Source organism: Klebsiella sp. (assembly GCF_027492335.1).
Lineage (GTDB): Bacteria > Pseudomonadota > Gammaproteobacteria > Enterobacterales > Enterobacteriaceae > Klebsiella > Klebsiella huaxiensis.
In genome coordinates this window covers 27256-46726 of record NZ_JAPUEW010000078.1, presented here as the reverse complement: position 1 = coordinate 46726, position 19471 = coordinate 27256, and the positions used below count along the sequence as shown (strand labels likewise).

At 53.6% G+C, this 19471-nt stretch carries 18 protein-coding genes; 12 read left to right on the top strand and 6 right to left on the bottom strand.

Annotated elements, in window-relative coordinates:
* Positions 1-226: 226 nt before the first annotated feature.
* The 3 genes from QVF11_RS23275 to QVF11_RS23265 all read right to left on the bottom strand — a co-directional run bounded on the left by QVF11_RS23275 (position 227) and on the right by QVF11_RS23265 (position 3319).
* The gene (locus QVF11_RS23275; protein WP_287859557.1) at positions 227-1924 is read right to left on the bottom strand and encodes an NAD-dependent malic enzyme; all 1698 of its coding nucleotides are present in this window, start codon (positions 1922-1924) and stop codon (positions 227-229) included.
* Between the two features lie 184 nt (positions 1925-2108).
* Positions 2109-2249, bottom strand: coding sequence for a stationary-phase-induced ribosome-associated protein (gene sra, locus QVF11_RS23270; RefSeq protein WP_110276534.1), 141 nt, complete (start codon positions 2247-2249; stop codon positions 2109-2111).
* Positions 2250-2467: 218 nt separating this feature from the next.
* Positions 2468-3319, bottom strand: a complete 852-nt coding sequence (locus QVF11_RS23265; RefSeq protein ID WP_287859554.1) for a Vmh family MBL fold metallo-hydrolase — start codon at positions 3317-3319, stop codon at positions 2468-2470.
* Positions 3320-3433: 114 nt separating this feature from the next.
* Between QVF11_RS23265 and QVF11_RS23260 the strand changes: the two genes are divergently transcribed.
* From QVF11_RS23260 to QVF11_RS23230, 7 genes are all read left to right on the top strand, one after another.
* On the top strand, positions 3434-4339 hold the full coding sequence (locus QVF11_RS23260; RefSeq protein ID WP_287859566.1) for a LysR family transcriptional regulator: 906 nt from the start codon (positions 3434-3436) through the stop codon (positions 4337-4339).
* The gene (locus QVF11_RS23255) at positions 4336-4824 is read left to right on the top strand and encodes a GNAT family N-acetyltransferase (RefSeq protein WP_142513830.1); all 489 of its coding nucleotides are present in this window, start codon (positions 4336-4338) and stop codon (positions 4822-4824) included. Before QVF11_RS23260 ends, QVF11_RS23255 begins: the two co-directional genes overlap by 4 nt.
* Before the next feature lie 72 nt (positions 4825-4896).
* Complete coding sequence (locus tag QVF11_RS23250; RefSeq protein WP_112214211.1) at positions 4897-5328, top strand: OsmC family protein; 432 nt, start codon at positions 4897-4899, stop codon at positions 5326-5328.
* A 114-nt stretch (positions 5329-5442) separates the two neighbouring features.
* Positions 5443-6312: an oxygenase MpaB family protein gene (locus QVF11_RS23245; protein ID WP_287859550.1), complete on the top strand. Its 870-nt coding sequence runs from the start codon at positions 5443-5445 to the stop codon at positions 6310-6312.
* A gap of 203 nt (positions 6313-6515) precedes the next feature.
* Complete coding sequence (locus tag QVF11_RS23240) at positions 6516-7430, top strand: cation diffusion facilitator family transporter (protein WP_425402914.1); 915 nt, start codon at positions 6516-6518, stop codon at positions 7428-7430.
* A gap of 178 nt (positions 7431-7608) precedes the next feature.
* The gene (locus QVF11_RS23235) at positions 7609-8526 is read left to right on the top strand and encodes a bestrophin family protein (protein ID WP_112214876.1); all 918 of its coding nucleotides are present in this window, start codon (positions 7609-7611) and stop codon (positions 8524-8526) included.
* Between the two features lie 201 nt (positions 8527-8727).
* Positions 8728-11028 (top strand): FdhF/YdeP family oxidoreductase, encoded by a 2301-nt coding sequence (locus QVF11_RS23230; protein ID WP_112214877.1) that lies wholly within the window; start codon positions 8728-8730, stop codon positions 11026-11028.
* 43 nt (positions 11029-11071) lie between these two features.
* On the opposite strand, the gene QVF11_RS23225 is transcribed toward QVF11_RS23230, so the two are convergent.
* Positions 11072-11689 (bottom strand): LysE family translocator, encoded by a 618-nt coding sequence (locus QVF11_RS23225; RefSeq protein WP_112214878.1) that lies wholly within the window; start codon positions 11687-11689, stop codon positions 11072-11074.
* Positions 11690-11774: 85 nt separating this feature from the next.
* Positions 11775-12575, bottom strand: a complete 801-nt coding sequence (locus QVF11_RS23220; protein WP_287859541.1) for a helix-turn-helix transcriptional regulator — start codon at positions 12573-12575, stop codon at positions 11775-11777.
* A 141-nt stretch (positions 12576-12716) separates the two neighbouring features.
* On the opposite strand from QVF11_RS23220, the gene QVF11_RS23215 reads away from it, so the two are divergent.
* Entirely contained in the window at positions 12717-13619 is a 903-nt protein-coding gene (locus QVF11_RS23215; RefSeq protein WP_142513824.1) for a LysR family transcriptional regulator, read from the top strand.
* An 18-nt stretch (positions 13620-13637) separates the two neighbouring features.
* On the opposite strand, the gene QVF11_RS23210 is transcribed toward QVF11_RS23215, so the two are convergent.
* Positions 13638-15047, bottom strand: a complete 1410-nt coding sequence (locus QVF11_RS23210) for an MFS transporter (protein ID WP_142513823.1) — start codon at positions 15045-15047, stop codon at positions 13638-13640.
* Positions 15048-15654: 607 nt separating this feature from the next.
* Between QVF11_RS23210 and QVF11_RS23205 the strand changes: the two genes are divergently transcribed.
* From QVF11_RS23205 to mgtU, 4 genes are all read left to right on the top strand, one after another.
* Positions 15655-16350 carry an MgtC family protein gene (locus QVF11_RS23205; protein WP_112214881.1) on the top strand — a complete coding sequence of 232 codons (696 nt, stop codon included), beginning with the start codon at positions 15655-15657 and terminating at the stop codon, positions 16348-16350.
* Positions 16351-16506: 156 nt separating this feature from the next.
* On the top strand, positions 16507-19239 hold the full coding sequence (gene mgtA / locus QVF11_RS23200; protein WP_287859535.1) for a magnesium-translocating P-type ATPase: 2733 nt from the start codon (positions 16507-16509) through the stop codon (positions 19237-19239).
* A gap of 18 nt (positions 19240-19257) precedes the next feature.
* Entirely contained in the window at positions 19258-19350 is a 93-nt protein-coding gene (gene mgtR, locus QVF11_RS23195) for a protein MgtR (RefSeq protein WP_112214883.1), read from the top strand.
* 12 nt (positions 19351-19362) lie between these two features.
* Positions 19363-19449 carry a magnesium transporter protection protein MgtU gene (gene mgtU, locus QVF11_RS23190; RefSeq protein WP_254244378.1) on the top strand — a complete coding sequence of 29 codons (87 nt, stop codon included), beginning with the start codon at positions 19363-19365 and terminating at the stop codon, positions 19447-19449.
* The last annotated feature ends 22 nt before the right edge of the window (positions 19450-19471 follow it).

Below are 19471 nucleotides of genomic sequence, written 5' to 3'. Positions count from 1 at the left end.
TGAAGTTATCGCAGCACGATACCGATAACGCTTGAGCTGGTGCGATCGCCAAATGCACGTGAAAAAAACATTTCACAGTACGACATGGGATCCTCCTTTTCTATTCAGTTAGTTGATGGGTGACGGCAGTGTAGAGGGATAAAGGGTTTTTGGCTAGCGATGAACGACCCTGGACCTGATTTTCAGGCCTTGGGTCGTTCCTTCGTTTTATCAGCAGCGTTTTCGCTTAAATCGAAGTCCGGCGATAATTCCGGTATTCCGGTTGCCAGAAGTTATCGGCAATCGCCTGCAACAGCGCTTCTGCCGACGTTTTCACCGCCACGCCCTGTTCCTGGGCAACTTTCCCCACAGCAAAAGCAATCGCACGCGAAACGGTTTGAATATCCTTCAGTTCCGGCAGAACCGGGCCCTCACCGTTATTCACCAACGGTGAGTGTTTCGCGAGAGTCTCGCTGGCGGCCATCAGCATCTCGTCGGTGACGCGGGATGCGCCGGAAGCAATAACGCCAAGCCCAATTCCCGGGAAGATGTAGGAGTTATTGCACTGGGCGATAACGTACTGCTTGCCTTTGAGCGTCACCGGCGCGAACGGGCTGCCGGTGGCGACCAGCGCTTCGCCGTCGGTCCAGCTAAGGATATTCTGCGGCGTTGCTTCCACGCGGGAAGTTGGGTTCGACAGCGGCATCACAATCGGCCGCGGGCAGTGCTTATGCATCTCGCGGATTATCTCTTCGGTGAACAGCCCCGGCTGGCCGGAAACGCCGATTAAAATATCCGGTTTGACGTTGCGTACCACGTCAAGCAACGACAGCACATCGTTAGTGGTATCCCACCCTTGCAGAGACTCGCGCTTTTGCACCAGTTTGCTCTGGAACGACAGCAAGTTCGGCATGGCGTCGGTCAGCAGACCAAAACGGTCAACCATAAATACGCGTTTGCGAGCCTCTTCTTCGCTTAAACCTTCACGTTGAATCTGCGCCACGATCTGCTCGGCGATACCGCAGCCCGCGGAACCGGCACCAAGGAAAACAATTTTCTGCTCGCTCAACTGGCTGCCCGCGCCTCGGCTGGCGGCAATTAGCGTGCCGACGGTCACTGAAGCGGTACCCTGAATATCGTCGTTAAACGAGCAGACTTCATTGCGGTAACGGTTAAGCAGCGGCATGGCGTTTTTCTGCGCGAAGTCTTCGAACTGCAGCAGCACATCCGGCCAGCGGGCTTTAATCGCCTGAATAACGTCATCGACGAACTGGTAATACTCGTCGTCGGTGATACGCGGGTGACGCCAGCCCATATACAGTGGGTCATCGAGTAATTGCTGATTGTTGGTACCAACATCCAGCACTATCGGCAGGGTGTAAGCCGGGCTGATGCCGCCGCAGGTGGTGTAGAGCGAGAGCTTACCGATAGGAATACCCATCCCGCCAATACCCTGGTCGCCGAGACCGAGAATACGCTCGCCATCAGTCACGACGATCACTTTGACGTTATGGTTCGGCACGTTTTGCAGGATGTCGTCGAGGTTATTACGGTTCTGATAAGAGATAAAAACGCCACGGGCGCGACGATAGATCTCAGAGAAACGTTCGCAGGCAGCACCTACTGTCGGAGTGTAAATAACCGGCATCATCTCGTCGAGATGGTTGCCAACCAGGCGGTAGAACAGCGTTTCGTTGGTATCCTGGATGTTGCGCAGATAAATATGCTTGTCGATCTCGGTCTTAAATCCCTGATACTGGATCCACGCGCGTTCGGCTTGTTCTTCGATGGTTTCGACCACTTCTGGCAGCAGTCCCAGCAGGTTAAAACTGCTACGCTCTTCCATACTGAAGGCGCTACCTTTGTTGAGTAACGGAAACTCAAGGAGAACGGGGCCTGCGTAAGGGATGTAAAGAGAACGGTTTTTCTTATGAGTGAATTGCATCGCACTAACTCCTTGGTGAACGCTTCAGCCCAGGCGCGGCGACAGGCGAGGGGCTGGCAGGGAATTGCAGCGGGCAGAGTATAGAGCAGATGGCATCAAAGAAGGGTAAACATGCAGTCGATAGTCTTAAAAAAACACCATCCTGCATGCAGGACGGTGTTTCTATCATCACTCAGCTGAAAAATTAGCCACCGCGGCGTTTGCGACCGGTAGCATGGATGTGGTTTAGCGTGGTTTCCGCATCGCCTTCCAGCAGCACTTTTTTCTGCTGGGAAAGTTTGTAGTTCAGACCAAGAAGATGACGTGCCTGATGGTTCGATTTCATTCTTACTCCTTTATCCTGTTCTGGTTTCAAGGACAAGCCCGATATATATCGGACGAAATTTAACCCTAAGTTCGCCGCCCATTTTTGGTGCGGCGATAATCAGCGTGGTTCACATTCCCACCAATAGCAAGGTTACAACGGCTGATTAAGAACAATCTCTGATAACGACCGGTAAGACGCGAGCCATCGTCCGGCGCAAATACCCGTAATAGCCAGAATTACCACTTCATCTCGCCGGTATTCACTTTGGCGCTCAGCTCCAGCGAGCTCTCTTCTGCGAGCCCGGGCCAACGTTGTTTCATAGCCTTAATCACGCCAGCCGAATCTTTATGCTCGTTAAGCGCCTGCTCAAACTGCGTCAGGTAATCGCGGGTGAAGACAATCGCGCGGTCGCCTGCTGGCGGCGTGCCAAGATAGTGGCCGGGGATCACCTGCTGCGGATGCAGTGAAGCCATTTCGTTGAGCGTATTAATCCACTGCTGGCGGCTTTCGACGCTCTGGGTATCCGCCGTCCAGACGTGCATTCCCCATGCCACGCCGGTTCCGCCGAGAATCGCCTTATTTGCCGGGATCCACACGAAAGCGGCGTAGTTCTGCGGCTGGCGGATTTCGACTTTTTCGCCGTCGATAGTGAAGGTATTCGCTGCCATCACCTGCGGGACGTAAAGCTCTTTCGGCACACCGTCTTTCATTTGCGGGCCCCAGTACGCCAGTTTGGCTTCTTTGGTAGCATTAATATGTTTGACCACTTCAGCGGTAGCGACAATTTTGGCTTGCGGGAACGCTTTGACCAGCGGTTCCAGGCCAAAATAGAAATCCGGATCGCCGGAGGTGATCACGATACGAGTCAGTTTCTTACCGCTTTTTTGGACCATCTCGACCAGCTTCTCACCATCCTTCACGCTGAACTGGGCATCGAACAGTACCGCTTCATGCGGGCCGGTGGCGAGGGTGGAGTTGACGGCAAAAATGCCATTCTCCTGTGGGTTGTAGGTTTGCAGCGTCAAAGGCGCAGCCAGTACGGTGGTGCTGAACAGGGTGGTAGCGATGGCAAGGACAGATGATTTCATGCGCGTTTTCTCTTTATCAGGTGAATGAATGCTATTTTACGCATTTCATGATTTGCGAATATTCCTGAAAAAAGAGATGCTGAGTTTCATAAATCGTGCAGATGGAATCGAATGATGGATCGGGTGATCGCCGCTCAGGTGTATATACGTATTTGTGAACTGGGGAGTTTGAGCGCTGCCGCGCGAGCGTTGGGGATGTCGCGCCCGATGGTTAGCCGCTATCTCGAGCAGATGGAGCAGTGGGCCGGAAGCCGGTTGGTACACCGTTCAACCCGTAAGCTGACGCTAACCTCCGCCGGGGAAAAGGTACTGCAAAAAACGCGCACGCTCACGCAGCTGTCGGATGAAATCGCCGGACAAACCGAGCGTGCGGTCCCCAGCGGGACGCTGCGCGTTGCCTGCGCTCATTTCACTGCGATGCAGCTTATTTCGCCTATGTTGCCTGATTTTCTCGCCCGCTATCCGCAGCTGCGCCTTGAGCTGGATATTAATAATCACCCGGTGAGCCTGATTGGCGAACGGATAGACGTGGCGATCCGCATCACCGATAACCCGGAGCCGGGAGCTATCGCTCGTCGTCTTGGTGTTTGTCGTTCAGTGCTGTGCGCCTCGCCACGCTGGCTACAGCAGAATGGACCACTGCACACGCCGGATGATTTATCTCGCCACAATTGCCTGCATTACAGCCATTTCGCCAGCCAGACCTGGCAGTTTACTGATCCACAAGGCGATAGCGTGGCGGTGGCGGTTTCCGGTAATCTTAGCGCCGGGATCTCCTCTCTCTTGCTGGAGGCGGCGGTGGCCGGTTGTGGCATCGCGATGCTCCCGGAGCTGGAGGCGCAGCGGGCGCTTAACGGCGGGGCGCTAAAGCAGGTTTTACCAGCTTATCAGCCAAAAGCGCTAAGCGTGTATGGGATTTATCTCTCACGCGATTATCAGCCCAGCGCGCTGCCGCTGTTTCTGGAAGAGGTTCAGCAACGACTGGCGCAACCCACGGATCTTAAAGGAGTGAATGGATGATTTTGTTTCGACCCATGTGCGAGGATGAGTACCCGGCTTACCTCGATTATTTTATCCCCGATTACGCGGCGGAAATTGCGGCAAACTACGGGCTTTCGCCGTCGGCGGCTTTATCTCAGGCACAGCAGGAAATAGCCGATGATTTACCCGATGGCGTTAACACTGGCGGCCAGGTTCTGCTCTGTTTACTCAATCATGTTGAGGGCGTGGAAACCCGAATTGGCTATCTCTGGTATAAGCCGGATGTGAAAACGCGCTCTGCGTTTATCTGCGATTTCTATATTTCCCCCATTTTTCAAGGGCAGGGATTGGGCAAGCAGGCGATGACCGCTTTTGAACGTGAACTTGCAAGCAAAGGGTTTGTGCAAATTAAACTGCGCGTCGCCGGGGATAATCAACGCGCTCGCCATGTCTACGAAGCCACCGGATTTCGCGTTACCGGCGTTAATATGAGCAAAAATATCCCATTGGATTCGTCTGATTAAAGGATAGTGCGCTGCCTGAAAGGGAAATGGCTTCTATACTTTATTTCTTTAATGTCAAAAAGGAGCGATATCATGGCAATCCATAAGAAAGGTCAGGCGCATTGGGAAGGGGATCTGAAAAGCGGTAAAGGAACCGTCTCCACCGAGAGCGGCGCGCTGAACCAGCAACCTTATGGCTTTAACACCCGCTTCGAAGGCGTGAAGGGAACCAACCCGGAAGAGCTGATCGGCGCGGCCCATGCGGCCTGTTTTTCGATGGCGCTGTCGTTGATGCTCAGCGAAGAGAGCTATACCGCAACCTCAATTGATACCGTGGCGGTGGTGACGCTGGACAAATCCGGCGGCGGTTTTGCGATTACCAAAATCGCGCTGCAGAGCAAAATTGTGCTGCCTGGCATCGAGGCCGATGTGTTTGACGGCATCATTCAAAAAGCGAAAGCCGGTTGCCCGGTCTCGCAGGTGCTTAATGCTGAGATCACCCTCGACTATCAGCTTAATCCATAATTCCCCGCTGCCCGCATCAGGCGGGCACTCCCTCCTTTAACGCCACGGCTGGCAAATGTCACCCGCGTAGATTAATGCTATCTTTGCCGCTTACGCAAAGGAGCAGGTAACGCAATGAGCAGCATACGCGGAATGATTGAAGCTCAGGTTTTGGGCTTAACCGGCATGGCACTCAAAGAGATCGATTTTGAACACCCCAAGGGTGAGCCGGGGCTGTTTGGCCCGCAGTCGGCCATCTGGCAGGTTCATGGAGATTTTACTTCTATGCTGTGCGGCGGGGTCAGCGCGTTGCTATTGCAGATGCTGCATCCGTTAGCGTTGGCTGGCGTCTGGGATCACTCGAACTTTCGCGAAGATATTTTTGGTCGCCTGCGCCGCACCAGCCAGTTTATTTCCGCCACTACCTTTGGTACCACTGTCGACGCTGAACGGCTGATTGCCAAAGTGCAGGAAATTCATCTGCGCGTGGGCGGTCAGGATAAAGACGGTACGCCGTATCAGGCCAGCGATCCGGCGCTACTCACCTGGGTACACGTTGCCGAATGCAGCAGCTTTATGGCTTCCCATTTGCGTTACAAACGGACCGTGATCAGCGCTGCCCGCCAGGAACAGTACTATCAGGAAGCTGCCGAAATTGCCCGCCGTCTGGGGGCACGCGACATCCCGGTCACGCCGCGGCAGGTTGCCGACTATTTGCAGGATATGCGACCTGTGCTGCGCTGCGACGAACGCACGCAGGAAGTGGCTAACGTGCTGTTATCTACGCGGCTGCCGGGCCGCCTGATTCAGCCGGTCGGGCGGATGATGATGCGCGCCGGTATCGACCTGCTGCCATCCTGGGCGCAGGAGATGCTTAATTTGCCAATGAGCGCTATGCAGCGACATAGCGCGCGAATGGCGGTGCACGGTGTGGCTCGCGTATTGCGCGCTTCGGTACGCAATGGCGCTTATCATTGCGCGATGCGACGGATGAATGAATATTAATTATTCGGGAGTGCAAAGCGTTGCATAAATATAGCTAAGGCTATTATTGTTGAGGCTATATTTTATAAAAAGAAATTATTCGCATTTAAATATTGACGGTATTATAAAAATTTAAATATTGGCTTAACGGCAGCATGTTGTTCAGGAAAAATTAAACAAAATCGTGTACGTTGTCTCTCTTTCAATAGAGGTGTTCAATGACGATGAAAACTCAGGCTGATGATAAATATCATCAGCGTTCCACGGTCGCACGTAAAAGTACGCTAATCAGCGTGGTGGTAAATCTTTTTTTATCCAGCTTTCAAGTGCTGGCAGGGATATTTTCCGGCTCACAGGGTTTGATAGCCGATGGGATTCACTCCTTTTCCGATCTGATCGCTGATTTTGTGGTTCTGCTAGCCAATAAAAAAAGCCGCAAGCCTTCGGATAGCGATCACCATTATGGTCACTGGCGTTATGAGAACGGTGCTTCAATGGTGATTGGCGCACTGTTGTTGCTCGTTGGGTTGGGTATGCTGTGGTCTGCTGGCAACAAACTGCTGCACCCCGAATCCATTCAGGATGTTCATATCATCGCCCTGTGGGTCGCTCTTGCCGCGCTGGTCGCCAAAGAAGTTTTATTTCGCTATATGCTGGCGGTGGCGAAGCGAATTCAGTCCTCAATGCTGATTGCCAATGCCTGGCACGCCCGTTCCGACGCTGCATCGTCGGTGGTGGTGGCGGTTGGTATTATCGGTAATCTCGCCGGGGTCGTATGGCTTGACCCGGTTGCCGCACTGGTTGTCGGCGTGCTGGTCACCCGCATGGGTTACTCGTTTGCCATTGATGCACTGCATGACTTAATGGATCGCGCTGTGGATAGCGATACCGAACAGCAGATAAAAACGACTATTCTGGCGACGCCCGGCGTCATCGCACTGCATGATCTGAAAACCCGCCGCGCCGGAGATTTGATCCTGGTGGATGTACACGTTGAGGTGGCGGGGAATTTGTCAGTTGTTGAAGGACATGATATTGCGCTATCGGCCCGCGCGCGGGTATTAAAAAATCATAACGTTCTTAATATGATGATTCATATCGACCCCTGCCAGTCGGCAACTAAGTCTGTTCTAACTTAGCTGAGGGTATGGTTTTATTTCCATGCTGCACTCATGGTTATATATTTTTAGCATGAGATTGCCAGCGAAATAAAAAGGGTCCATAATTCAGCCGCTATTTTACATCGCGGATTAATAGCAGGTCTGACGCATTGTCGTGTTTTTAAACAATATAAAAATACAATCGGTTAATAGATAAATGATTATTCGGCCAGAACAACACTGGTTTCTTCGTCTGTTTGACTGGCACGGCTCGGTGCTGTCAAAAATCGTCTTTCGCCTGCTGCTTAACGTGGTGATGTCGGTTATCGCCATCATCAGCTACCAGTGGTATGAACAGTTGGGTATCCATCTGACCGTTGCGCCATTTAGCCTGCTGGGGATCGCTATCGCTATTTTCCTCGGCTTTCGTAATAGCGCCGGATATAGCCGTTTTGTCGAAGCGCGAAATCTGTGGGGAACAGTGCTGATTGCTGAAAGAACGCTGGTTCGTCAGTTGAAAAATATCCTTCCGGCGGAAAGCGAATCTCATCAACGTCTGGTTAGCTACCTGGTCGCTTTTAGCTGGAGCCTTAAGCATCAGCTGCGCAAAACGGACCCGGGCGCGGATTTAGCGCGGCTACTGCCGCCACAGACGGTTACCGAGATTCTTGCCAGCTCGATGCCGACCAATCGCATCCTGCTGCTGGCGGGCGATGAGCTGGGGCGGCTTCGCGCAGAAGGGAAGATGAGCGATATCACCTTCGGTCTGATGGATAATAAGCTCGATGAGCTGGGTCATGCCCTTGGCGGCTGCGAGCGTTTGGCCAGCACACCGGTGCCTTTTGCCTATACGCTGATTTTGCAGCGTACGGTTTATCTTTTCTGTACGCTGCTGCCTTTTGCGTTGGTTGGCGACCTGCATTACATGACGCCGTTCGTGTCGGTTTTTATCTCCTACACCTTTCTGTCGTGGGATTCTCTGGCGGAGGAGCTGGAAGATCCGTTCGGTACTGCGGCCAATGATTTACCGTTGAATGCGATGTGCAACACTATCGAACGTAATCTGCTGGATATGACCGGCCAGCATCCTTTGCCGGATAAACTTGAGCCGGATCGCTACTACAATTTGACCTGATGTCGTTGGCTTTCTGTATGTTTATTATTCGTTAAATAAGTTAAATCTAACGCGTGATAGATAACATTGATTATACAGCTACCGCCCTGATTGTTATGCTTTCGTTAATAAAACGCCCGTTATACTTACTGGTTGCGGGCGATAAGAAATAATGCGGCGCTTCACCTGCAATCCGCCGCCGAAAGCGTATCAGGAGTCAACATGAGTAATAAAAGACGCGTCGTCCCTGGCGTCCATCCCTATGATGGCCCGGCGGGCGGTTGGGGAGCATTAAAAGCCACCGCCATCGCCGTTCGCACGCAAATGGATGCGCTTGATGCCCCCGCCACGCTACTGCGTACCAACCAGCCGGATGGTTTTGATTGCCCCGGCTGTGCCTGGCCGGACAAAGAGCATAAATCGACGTTTCAATTCTGCGAAAACGGTGCGAAAGCGGTCACCTGGGAAGCCACCAGCAAACGCGTCACTGCGGAGTTTTTGGCAGCTAACACCGTCACTTCGCTGCTGGCGAAGAGCGATTTTGAGCTGGAAGGCTACGGGCGCTTAACCCAGCCTTTGGCTTACGACAAGCAGAGCGATACCCTACGTCCGGTTTCATGGGAGGATGCCTTCAGTCGTATTGGCGAAATCCTTCGCACCATGCAGCCCAACGAAGTGGAATTCTACACCTCCGGGCGTGCCTCCAATGAAGTTGCTTATTTATTCCAGCTTTTTGCCCGCGAATTTGGCACCAATAACTTCCCTGACTGTTCAAATATGTGCCATGAGTCGACCAGCGTCGGCCTGCCGCAGTCTATTGGCATCGGCAAGGGAACGGTCTCACTCGATGATTTTGACAAAACCGAGCTGGTTATCTCCATCGGTCATAACCCCGGCACCAACCATCCGCGCATGATGGGGACGCTGCATGAACTCGCGCGTCGCGGCGTGCCGATTATTGTTTTCAACCCGCTAAAAGAGCGCGCGCTGGAGCGTTTCGCCGACCCACAGAACGTCATCGAAATGGCCACATACCGTTCGACCAACATTGCCTCTACCTATTTCCAGGTGAAAGCGGGGGGAGATGCGGCGGCGCTTAAGGGGATTGCGAAGGCGTTGTTACGTCTGGAAGAAGAGCAGGGTGAGGTACTGGATCAGGCGTTTATCGCCGAGCATACGTTGGGTTTTGCTGACTTTGCAGAGGATCTGCATGCCACAAACTGGCAGGACATTGAACGCGAGTCGGGTTTGACGCGCGACAGCCTTGAACGCGTGGCGGCGGCTTACGCTAAATCGAACGCCACCATTATTACCTACGGTATGGGCATCACCCAGCATAACAAGGGCACCTCTAACGTGCGCCTGATTGCCGATCTGCTGCTGATGCGCGGTAATATCGGCAAGCCGGGGGCGGGAATTTGTCCGCTGCGCGGCCATTCCAACGTTCAGGGTAACCGCACCGTTGGCATTACCGAAAAACCGAGCGCCCAGTTCCTTGCCAATCTGCAGCGGGTGTTTGGCTTCACGCCGCCGCAGGAGCACGGTCACGATGCGGTAAAAGCGTTACAGGCAATGATCGACGGCGAATCGAAAGCGCTGCTGTGCCTTGGCGGTAACTTTGCGGTGGCGATGCCGGATCACGAGCGCGCTTTCCCGGCGGTGCGAAGTCTGGATCTAAGCGTGCATATTGGTACCAAACTTAACCGCTCGCATCTTCTGGTGGCGAAAGAGACCTTTATTCTGCCGTGCCTTGGCCGAACTGAACTGGATATTCAGGAAACGGGGCGCCAGTCGATTACCGTGGAAGATTCGATGTCGATGGTTCACGCGTCATCCGGTAAGCTGAAACCCGGCTCGCCGCAGCTGCGTTCGGAACCGGCGATTGTCGCCGCGATGGCAATGGCGACCTTACCGGAGAGTAAAATTGACTGGCTGGCGCTGGTCGCTGACTACGACAGGATCCGCGATCTGATCGAGCAGACGATTCCGGGTTTCGATGATTACAACCAGCGTATTCGCCACCCCGGCGGTTTTCGTATGCCGCTGCCGCCAACAGAACGTATCTGGCCGACGCCGACCGGCAAAGCGATGTTCTCGGTTTTCCACGGCGTGCACGAAAACCAGCAAGTCGATGGTGACGATGTGATGCGTCTGGTCACGCTGCGCAGCCACGATCAGTACAACACCACGATTTACGCCATGGACGACCGCTATCGTGGGGTTTTTGGCCGCCGCGATGTGCTGTTTATGAACGAACAGGATATGGCTGCGCAGGGGTTCGAGCACGGTGACCGGGTGGATATTCGCTCCGCGCTGCCGGGTAATCACCAGCGGCTGGAAGATATCACGCTGGTCGCCTACAGCATCGCGCCGGGCACCGTTGCTGCCTACTATCCGGAAGCTAACGTCCTGGTTCCTCTGGACTATCTTGATAAAGAGAGCGGTACGCCTTCCTATAAATCAGCGCCTATCCGTTTGACACTGCGTTCGAAAGAGATCCGCGCCCTCGAAGGAATTCGCTAGCCGAAATTTCGCCCACGACGCATCTACCGCCGTGGGCGTTCCGCTACTTCTGCGCCAGAATCAGCCTAATACCCAACCCGACAAAACCGGCGGCAAAGCCCACTCTGAGCCCCTGTAAAACCCTGGGGCGAGTCAGCACGTATCCGCGCATCGCCGCCGAAAACGCGCCATAGAGCATAAAAATCAGCAGCGTCATCAGCATAAACACCCCGCTCAGTATCAGCATCTCCCTGACCGGAGAAGCCGAGCTGCTGTGGATAAACTGCGGCAAAAAGGCGAGAAAAAAGAGCGGCAGCTTGGGGTTAAGCAGATTGATCAGAATTGCGTGGGTAATCACCTGGAGTAGATTGCGTCTCTCACTGTTTTTCACACTCAGGCTACCGCGCTGGGTGAGGGTGGCCCACGCCAGATACAGCAACCAGGCGACGCCCGCATATTTCACCACGTCGAATGCGGCGGGCGTGCTGTGGAGGATCGCCGCCAGCCCGGTTGTCGCCGCAAGCATATGCGGAATAATGCCCAGCGTGCAGCCGAAGGCGGCGGCAAAACTCATACGCCTTCCCGCTGATAAACCGGTGGCGATGGTGTAAAGCGCCCCGGTGCCGGGGGCGATAACCACAATAAGTGAAGTCAGAAGAAACTCAGGGCTGATTAACGACATAACGTAGTTCCTGGCGTAAAGAATCGAAGGCCTGAGTATTTATGAAAGCGTCGCGTCGGTATTGAACAAAATTGCACTCCGCCAGCTAACGGAGCTCCTGATAGCGTCCTGGCGTCATGGCGAACTGTTTTTGAAAGGCGCGGGTGAGATGGCTTTGATCGGCAAAACCGGCCATCAGGGCGGTATCAGCAGGTGAATGGCCAGCAGCTAACAGACGGCGTGCCAGCCGCACGCGGGACTGTATCAGGTAGGCGTGTGGCGTGATGCCGGTTTCGCGAGCGAAGCCGCGGATCAATTGAAAGCGGCTGATACCGCTCAGGGCGGCGAGAACGTCGAGAGAGATTTTCTCTTCGGGGGCATCATCAATATATTGCCTGGCCAACGCAATGGCGGGGGAATCGCTTTTGCCGGGCAGCCGTGCACAAAGATGAAAACGGGTGATCTGCATCAGGCTTAGCAGTAGCGCTTCTTCCACTGCGGTGTCGTCGGCCACAAGGGCGGTAATTTCGCCGAAAAGCCGTTGCATAAGCTCCCGCAGCAGTGGATCGTCAACAACCGGGCGCAGGAGAATATCTTCGGCCTTCCTCTCTCCCTGAAATTCGCCAGCAACGAGTTCAGGATCGAGATAAACCATCTGCCAGCTGCGGGGGCCATCCAGCGGGATGCCATCGTGCATCTCCCCAGGGTTGACCATAATGATATTTCCGGCGGCGGCCTCGATTTTGCCAAGATGGCTCCACGAGCGCTGCGCGCCCTGAGTGAAAATGCCGATACCAAATTGATCGTGCGAATGGCGCGGAAAGCTCTGTTCCGTGACTAACGACATGGCTTCCAGCCCCGGCAGAGTTAGCCGGTGCTGCTGAACGTGATGAAGGCGAGTTTTCAACGGTTTCTCCTGCCAGCGCATGATACGAGTGTAGCCTTGTGAACGCAGGACGAGCAACAGCCTGATGGCGCTTGAATTTCATGGTTGCTGAACATAACATTTAACTAACATTTTTCCTGCTGCGCTCACCATGGATAACGGATGGATATCAAACAGCTTAAATATCTGATTGCGCTCGACAGGACGCGTCATTTTGGCCAGGCCGCGGCGGCTTGCCATATCACCCAGCCCACGCTTTCGATGCGTATCCGCAATCTTGAAGAAGAGCTTAATTTGACGCTGATCCAGCGCGGGCAGCGATTTGAGGGATTTACCCCAGAAGGGGAACGCATTCTGGCGTGGGCACGAGCGCTGCTGGCAGCGCACGACGGGCTGGAAGCGGAGGCGGCTATCTGTCGCGGGCAGATGGTCGGCCAGCTAAGAGTAGGAATGGTGCCGTTAGCCAGCCTGAATCCGATGCAGCTGATTAAACCACTGGCTGATAAATACCCGGAGCTGCAGTTCAGCCTGCTGTCGATGACTTCGGAGCAGATTATCGACGGCGTCAGCCGCAACCAGCTGGACCTGGGGATCTGCTATCTGCATCACGTCGATAGCCAATTGTTTAATGTGGTCTGGTTGCCCAATACCCGCATGGGGTTGCTGCATGATAAACGTCACTATCAGTTTGAGGATACGACTCCTGAATGGGAGACGCTGGCCGCACTGCCGCTGGGGTTTCTGACCAAGGGCATGTATTACCGTGAATCAATTGAAATGAGTTTTAAAGCCAAAGGGCTGGCGCCAAAGTACGTTTTTGAAAGCGACTCCACTTTTCAAATTATTCAGGCGGTGCAGGCCGGGATCTGCTGCGCGATTATGCCGCTCAATAACGGTCTTGAAGCGTTGAGCGATAATCTGGATATCAGGCCCATCGCGGAGACGGAAGTCGACTCGATGCTGGCGCTGATTATGCGTAACAAAGAACCGGTGTCGTCGTTGGCGGAAAAATGTTTTGCTGATGCGCAGGTGATTTTTGGCGAATCAACACACGCCGCCGGTTAATCCCGGCGGCGCTTGCAATCAGATATTCTCCAGGCTTATTCCCCGGGTTTTTGGACCGAAAATACCCACTGACAGCATCACCATCAGCATGCTGGCGACAATAAAGCTGATGACGCCAGGCGTACCGGCATATTGCAAAATAATACCGATCAGAATGCTGGTGATCGCTGTCGACAGGCGGCTAAAGGAGTAGCAGAAGCCTACCGCCCGCGCGCGAATATGGGTCGGAAAAACCTCCGCCTGATAAGCGTGATAGCTGATGGTCAACCAGGCGTTTGACCAGGTTATCATAAATCCGCAAATCACCAGCAGTAGCGGACTGTTTTGCAGGGCAAACAGGGTGCCGAACACTACCGTCATCAACGCGGAAAGAACAATTTGCCATTTGTTTTCAAAGCGGTGTACGAAGCGGGTGCAGAACAGACAGCCAATCGGGTAGGCGAGGGTAATAAAAAACGCATACAGCAGGCTATGGGTAATGCTCGCCCCCTGGCCCGAAAGCAGCGCGGGCAGCCAGTTGCCAAAGCCAAAGAAGCCGATGGCCTGGAAGAAGTTCATCACCATTAGCATGATGGTGCGTTTGCGGTACTGCGGAGCCCAGATCTCTTTAAAGTTTCCCAGTTTACGCGGGCTGTTGTGCTGCTCAACGGAATGCCGTGGTGACGGAGAAACGCCGCAGCGCTGCTCCATTTCGCACATCACCTTGTGGGCGTCCTCGTGGCGGCCTTTTTCCTCCAGCCAGCGCGCCGACTCCGGGAGCTTCTTACGGATAACCCATATCACCAGTGAGCAGAGCGCGCCGAAGATAATCACCCAGCGCCAGCCGGTGAGACCAAAAAGCGTGGTGGGCACCAGCATCCACGACATCAGCGCTACGGCGGGAACCGATAAGAACTGAATAAAGAAGGCGAAAGCGAAGGCTTTATTACGCAGATGGGTCGGTACCCATTCGCTTAAGTAGGTGTCAATGGTGACCAGCTCAATGCCGAGACCGACGCCGACCAGAAAACGGCAGAAAATCACGCCTTCGGCGCTGCTCTGTAGTGCCATGATCAGGGAAAAAACGCCGTACCAGGCGAGGGCGAACATAAACGTCAGGCGGCGCCCCAGTTTATCCGCCAGAGGGGCAAGCAGGCTGGCGCCGATAAACAGTCCCATAAAGGTTGACGAGGCAAACGCCGCCTGGTCGGATATACCGAAGATTCCGTTCTCGCCGGTATGGAAAATATCCTCCGCCAGCAGGCCTGTGCTGATATATCCTGTCTGGAAAAGATCGTACAGCTCGAAGAAACCGCCCAGCGCCAGCAGCGTGATAAAGGTCCACAGGCCAACGGAGGCGGGAAGCGCATCAATGCGAGCGGTTAAGCTGGCGTGGGGGTGTCCTGGGGAGACGAACGGTGTATCGCCCAGAACCTGGGTGGTAGACATATTATTATTTTCCTCAGATAAAATGTTTGCCTGCTAATGTTAATTGATTGTTAATAGTTTTAAATTTTTAATCGCTCGTCATACGAGCAACGCACAGCCGAAAATGTTGATAAAATGTGAAAATGTTGATGAATGAACTGGTTTTTGCTAAAGCCGCCTGCAGGTTTTGAAGTAAACCACCGGGAAGAGAGGATGAAGGTTATCGTTGTCAGCGCTGAATGATGTTAAAACGCGAATAATTTGTTTTATTAGACAATTCTAAACAAATCCTCACCGAAGCGAGATTTTAACTTTACTCAAATAATTGAATGACTATAATGAGCACAAATTCAAACAGGAGAAATATGTTGGACAGTCACCCTTACTTAAACATCAAGGCAAGCTGACGCTATTTTTCCTGCGCTGCTTGCCAAACCGGCGGGCAGCAATCTCCTCACTCAGACGATTGCATCCCATAAAGAAAAACGCAGCATAGCTGCGAGGATAATCGTCATGTTCATGTTTAAAAATACATTATTCCCTCCGCCGTCAACACGACGTTAATCGCCTCCCCGGCGACAATTTGTCGTGTGCTGAATAAAGCACGTATTTAATTCTTCCAGCAAAAATGGAGGAACGTATGTTGATGTTTCCTTATATCGCAAATTTACTCGCAGCGATGCTGTTGGGTGCGCTGATTGGCGCCGAAAGACAATGGCGTCAGCGTATGGCGGGTCTACGCACTAATGCACTGGTGGCAACCGGCGCGGCGGTTTTTATTCTCAGCTCAATTTCAACATCGCCGGATAGTCCTGGGCGTATTGCGGCGCAGGTGGTCTCCGGCATAGGCTTCCTTGGCGCGGGCGTTATCATGCGCGAAGGTATGAACGTGCGTGGCCTGAATACCGCCGCCACGCTGTGGTGCTCCGCGGCGATTGGCGTGCTGTGCGGTCTGGGCCAGTTCTGGCAAGCAGCGGCGGCAACGCTGATCATTCTGTGTGCGAATATTTTGCTTCGCGAAGCGGCGCAGCGGATTAATCAGATCCCCGGCGCGACTGAAGAAGAGAAATGCTACGTCCTGAATATTATCTGTAATAGCGAACATGAAAGTGCTATTCGTCAGCTATTACTGAATATCAGTAAAGAGATGACGCTCAGTTTACAGGGGCTAGTTTCAATAGCAGCAAAAGAACAAGGGCATAAAGAAATTCGTATTGAGCTGGTCGGCAATGCTGATTATCGAAAGTCACGAGACCTTATTATGTCAAGAATTGGCGGTCACGAAAATATTACGTCAGTCCGCTGGTGCGTCGAGGGGAGCTAATCTCCCTGATATTTTACTATTGCAATGGTTTGCATAAGGAGGGAATGATGGATATTCCCATAGGCCTAAAGTAATACGCGCTTCAAAGCGAAAGAAATACATTATGCATAGACATTTTATGCAGGGACAAACACGTTTTAAATTTGGGGAACAATCATGACTGACATGAAAATAGAAAACCGGAAAGTAAACCGGTCTGCGTCAGAAAATGATAAGCAGCATAAAAAAAGTTTTGCTATTGAAACTGAGGCCTTTAACAGCCCTGACCATACGCTGGCGCGGCTCAACAGCAGCCGTCAGGGGCTGACAACGGAAGATGCCTTCGAGCGACTGGAGGATTATGGCCGCAATGAGGTTGCGCATGAACAGGCACCTCCGGCGCTGATCCAGCTTTTGCAGGCATTCAATAACCCGTTTATTTACGTTCTGATGGCGCTGGCCGCCGTCAGCTTCGTGACCGATTACTGGCTACCGCTGCGTAACGGCGAAGAGACCGACCTGACCGGAATTATCATTATTGTGACGATGGTCAGTCTGAGCGGGTTATTGCGTTTCTGGCAGGAGTTTCGTACCAACAAAGCGGCACAGGCGCTGAAATCGATGGTTCGTACTACGGCGACGGTGCTGCGCCGCGGGCCCGGCAATATTGGCCCGGTACAAGAGGAAATAGCGATAGAGGAGCTGGTGCCTGGGGACATTATCTTCCTGGCTGCGGGGGACCTGGTTCCGGCGGACGTTCGCCTGCTGGAGTCCCGGGATCTGTTTGTCAGCCAGTCGATACTCAGCGGCGAGTCGCTGCCGGTTGAAAAGTATGACGTCATGGCCAGCGTGTCCGGCAAAGGCAGCGACAGGCTCCCGGAGCCGAACAAGGACAAGAGTCTGCTTGAGATGGGCAACATTTGCCTGATGGGAACCAACGTGACCAGCGGCAGGGCGCAGGCGGTGGTTGTGGCCACCGGCAACCGCACCTGGTTTGGTTCACTGGCGAAATCCATCGTCGGAACTCGCACCCAGACCGCGTTCGATCGCGGGGTGAACAGCGTTAGCTGGCTGTTGATCCGCTTTATGCTGGTGATGGTGCCGATCGTCCTGCTGATCAACGGATTCAGCAAAGGCGACTGGGTAGAAGCCTCGCTTTTTGCTCTGGCAGTGGCGGTTGGCCTGACGCCAGAGATGCTGCCGATGATCGTCAGTTCTAACCTCGCGAAAGGCGCCATCGCGATGTCACGGCGCAAAGTGATCGTGAAACGCCTGAACGCCATTCAGAACTTTGGCGCGATGGATGTTCTATGTACCGATAAAACCGGCACCCTGACTCAGGACAATATCATTCTCGAGCATCATCTTGACGTGAGCGGTACCGAGAGCGATCGGGTACTGACGCTGGCGTGGCTTAACAGCAGCAGCCAGAGCGGGGCGCGTAACCTGATGGACAGAGCGGTGCTGCGTTTTGGCGAAGGACGAATTACACCCTCGACAAAAGAACGTTTTGTGAAGCTCGATGAACTGCCGTTCGACTTTGTACGTCGTCGGGTGTCAGTCTCGGTGGAAGATGTACGCCACGGTGACAAGAGCCTGATCTGCAAAGGCGCGGTCGAAGAGATGCTGATGGTGGCGACCCACCTGCGCGAAGGCGATAAGGTGGTTGAGCTGGATCAAACCCGCCGAGATCTGCTGTTAGCCAAAACCGAGGACTACAATGCTCAGGGGTTCCGCGTGCTGCTGGTGGCAACCCGCAAACTGGATGACTCCGCCTTGACCACGCCTCTCAGCACTGCCGATGAGCAGGGATTGACGGTCGAAGGTATGCTGACTTTCCTCGATCCGCCGAAAGAGAGCGCCGGAAAAGCAATTACGGCACTGCGTGATAACGGCGTGGCGGTGAAGGTCCTGACCGGCGATAACCCGGTGGTCACGGCGCGTATTTGCCTCGAAGTCGGGATTGATGCCCACGGTATCCTGACCGGTGCGCAAATTGAGGCGATGACGGATAACGAACTGGAGCGCGAAGTGGAAACACGCTCGGTGTTCGCTAAGCTGACGCCGTTGCAGAAGTCGCGCATTTTGAAAACGTTACAGAAAAACGGCCATACCGTCGGTTTCCTTGGCGATGGCATTAACGACGCGCCAGCGCTGCGCGATGCTGATGTGGGGATTTCGGTTGACAGCGCGGCGGATATCGCCAAAGAAGCATCCGATATTATCCTGCTGGAAAAGGATCTGATGGTGCTGGAAGAAGGCGTTATCAAAGGCCGTGAAACCTTCGGCAATATCATTAAGTACCTGAACATGACCGCCAGTTCTAACTTCGGTAACGTCTTTTCGGTACTGGTGGCCAGCGCGTTTATTCCATTTTTGCCGATGCTGGCGATTCACCTGCTGATCCAGAACCTGATGTACGATCTGTCCCAGCTTTCGCTGCCATGGGACAAGATGGACAAAGAGTTTCTGCGCAAACCGCGTAAGTGGGATGCCAAAAATATCGGCCGCTTTATGCTGTGGATTGGCCCAACGTCGTCGATTTTTGATATCTCCACTTTCGCGCTGATGTGGTACGTGTTCGCGGCGAATAATGTTGAAGCGCAGTCCCTGTTTCAGTCAGGCTGGTTTATTGAAGGGCTGCTGTCGCAGACGCTGGTGGTGCATATGCTGAGGACGCAGAAGATTCCGTTTATCCAGAGCCGCGCCACGCTGCCGGTGCTGCTTACCACCGTGCTGATTATGGCGATGGGGATCTATATACCCTTCTCGCCGTTGGGGGCGATGGTCGGGCTGGAGCCGCTGCCGCTGAGCTACTTCCCGTGGCTGGTTGCGACGCTGCTCAGCTATTGCCTGGTGGCGCAGGGCATGAAGCGTTTCTATATCAAACGTTTTGGTCAGTGGTTCTGATGATAAGGAGGCGCAGAGATGAATCGTTCTCCGGACACCCTCATTGCGCTGATATTTTTCCTGATGGGTCTGCTGGTGCTGCTGTTGGCTCTCTGGCAAATCCTGTTCTGAAGAGGGGGAACAATGCGCAAAGGATCGCTGGATAAAGTCTTTATTCAGGTGGCGATTATTGCGGCCATCATCATTCTGTTGACCATCTGGATAAGATAAAAGGAACCCCGGGACTGTGGCC

Excerpts from the sequence above, each read along its gene's own strand:
- QVF11_RS23275 (WP_287859557.1), bottom strand. The coding sequence starts at position 1,924 with ATGCAATTCACTCATAAGAAAAACCGTTCTCTTTACATCCCTTACGCA.
- sra (WP_110276534.1), bottom strand. The coding sequence starts at position 2,249 with ATGAAATCGAACCATCAGGCACGTCATCTTCTTGGTCTGAACTACAAA.
- QVF11_RS23265 (WP_287859554.1), bottom strand. The coding sequence starts at position 3,319 with ATGAAATCATCTGTCCTTGCCATCGCTACCACCCTGTTCAGCACCACC.
- QVF11_RS23260 (WP_287859566.1), top strand. The coding sequence starts at position 3,434 with ATGGATCGGGTGATCGCCGCTCAGGTGTATATACGTATTTGTGAACTG.
- QVF11_RS23255 (WP_142513830.1), top strand. The coding sequence starts at position 4,336 with ATGATTTTGTTTCGACCCATGTGCGAGGATGAGTACCCGGCTTACCTC.
- QVF11_RS23250 (WP_112214211.1), top strand. The coding sequence starts at position 4,897 with ATGGCAATCCATAAGAAAGGTCAGGCGCATTGGGAAGGGGATCTGAAA.
- QVF11_RS23245 (WP_287859550.1), top strand. The coding sequence starts at position 5,443 with ATGAGCAGCATACGCGGAATGATTGAAGCTCAGGTTTTGGGCTTAACC.
- QVF11_RS23240 (WP_425402914.1), top strand. The coding sequence starts at position 6,516 with ATGAAAACTCAGGCTGATGATAAATATCATCAGCGTTCCACGGTCGCA.
- QVF11_RS23235 (WP_112214876.1), top strand. The coding sequence starts at position 7,609 with ATGATTATTCGGCCAGAACAACACTGGTTTCTTCGTCTGTTTGACTGG.
- QVF11_RS23230 (WP_112214877.1), top strand. The coding sequence starts at position 8,728 with ATGAGTAATAAAAGACGCGTCGTCCCTGGCGTCCATCCCTATGATGGC.
- QVF11_RS23225 (WP_112214878.1), bottom strand. The coding sequence starts at position 11,689 with ATGTCGTTAATCAGCCCTGAGTTTCTTCTGACTTCACTTATTGTGGTT.
- QVF11_RS23215 (WP_142513824.1), top strand. The coding sequence starts at position 12,717 with ATGGATATCAAACAGCTTAAATATCTGATTGCGCTCGACAGGACGCGT.
- QVF11_RS23210 (WP_142513823.1), bottom strand. The coding sequence starts at position 15,047 with ATGTCTACCACCCAGGTTCTGGGCGATACACCGTTCGTCTCCCCAGGA.
- QVF11_RS23205 (WP_112214881.1), top strand. The coding sequence starts at position 15,655 with ATGGAGGAACGTATGTTGATGTTTCCTTATATCGCAAATTTACTCGCA.
- mgtA (WP_287859535.1), top strand. The coding sequence starts at position 16,507 with ATGACTGACATGAAAATAGAAAACCGGAAAGTAAACCGGTCTGCGTCA.
- mgtR (WP_112214883.1), top strand. The coding sequence starts at position 19,258 with ATGAATCGTTCTCCGGACACCCTCATTGCGCTGATATTTTTCCTGATG.
- mgtU (WP_254244378.1), top strand. The coding sequence starts at position 19,363 with ATGCGCAAAGGATCGCTGGATAAAGTCTTTATTCAGGTGGCGATTATT.